The organism is Streptomyces bohaiensis (genome assembly GCF_012033785.1).
GTDB lineage: Bacteria > Actinomycetota > Actinomycetes > Streptomycetales > Streptomycetaceae > Streptomyces > Streptomyces bohaiensis.
In genome coordinates this window covers 1-1,143 of sequence record NZ_JAAVJC010000539.1, presented here as the reverse complement: position 1 = coordinate 1,143, position 1,143 = coordinate 1, and the positions used below count along the sequence as shown (strand labels likewise).

Sequence of the window (1,143 nt, the reverse complement as noted above, 5' to 3'; positions counted from 1 at the left end):
GGTCAGGTAGCCGGCCGCCGGTGAGAGCACGAACGCCGCGGTGCGGCCGAACTCCTCCGGCTCGCCGTAGCGGCCCAGCGGGATACCGGCGAGGGCGTCCTCCCGGACGGCCGGCGTAGCGGTGCGGCGAAGCACGTCGCGCCCTGCCGGACGTCCACGCGGGCGGCGGCCACGCAGCCCGCGGTACGACCACCCACCACAGCGGCACCGAATCCGGCCGGGCCGCGGCCGGACGCCGCACGACGGACGACGGACCCCGGCACGGGGCCGCACACGGAATGGGAGCCAAGCGGATGGACCTGGGACTGGCTGGACGTGTCCACGTGGTGACCGGCGGCAGTCGGGGGCTGGGATACGCCACCGCCGCGGCGCTGGTCGGTGACGGCGCCAAGGTGGTGATCTCCTCGCGCGACGCCGACTCCGTCACCGCCGCCACCGACCGCCTCAACGAACTCGGCGCGACCACCGGGGGCGCCGCCACCGGCCTCGTCGCCGACCTGGGCAGCGCGGACACCGCGCTGCGCCTGGCGGACGCGGCGGTGGAGCACTACGGGCGACTGGACGGCGCCCTGGTGTCGGTCGGCGGCCCGCCGCCCGGCACGGCGGCCTCGGCCACCGACGAGCAGTGGCGCGGCGCCTTCGAGACCGTCTTCCTCGGCGCGGTCCGCGCCGTGCGGGAGCTGGCAGGCCGCCTCGCCGCCGGTGACGGCGGCGCGATCGGCCTGGTGCTGTCGTCCTCGGCCCGCTCGCCCATCACCGGGCTGGGCATCTCCAACGGGCTGCGCCCCGGCCTGGCCATGGTCGCCAAGGACATGGCGGACGAGTTCGGGCCGCGCGGGGTGCGCGTGCTGGGGCTGCTCCCCGGTCGCATCCTCACCGACCGCATGCGGGACCTGGACGCGAGCAACCCGGCCGCCCGGGAGGACGCCCTCGCCGGTATCCCGCTGGGCCGCTACGGCGAGCCGGAGGAGTTCGGCCGCACCGCGGCGTTCGTGCTCTCACCGGCGGCCGGCTACCTGACCGGCTCGCTCGTGGCGGTCGACGGCGGGGCGCTCCGCGCTCTGTGAGCCGCGCCCCGCGTCGCACGGCCTGGGCCCCGCGCCGCGCGGCCGGGGCCGTTTTCCTGCCCAGTGGGCGCATCTT

General features: G+C 77.3%; 1 protein-coding gene and 1 pseudogene. One reads left to right on the top strand and one right to left on the bottom strand.

Annotation, left to right across the window (positions count from 1 at the left end; all coding sequences use genetic code 11):
• Positions 1-111: pseudogene (locus HCN52_RS26530) on the bottom strand (SDR family oxidoreductase); the annotation flags it as partial.
• Positions 112-293: 182 nt separating this feature from the next.
• Here HCN52_RS26530 and HCN52_RS24550 point away from each other — a divergent pair.
• Positions 294-1,067 (top strand): SDR family oxidoreductase, encoded by a 774-nt coding sequence (locus HCN52_RS24550; protein WP_168090607.1) that lies wholly within the window; start codon positions 294-296, stop codon positions 1,065-1,067.
• The last annotated feature ends 76 nt before the right edge of the window (positions 1,068-1,143 follow it).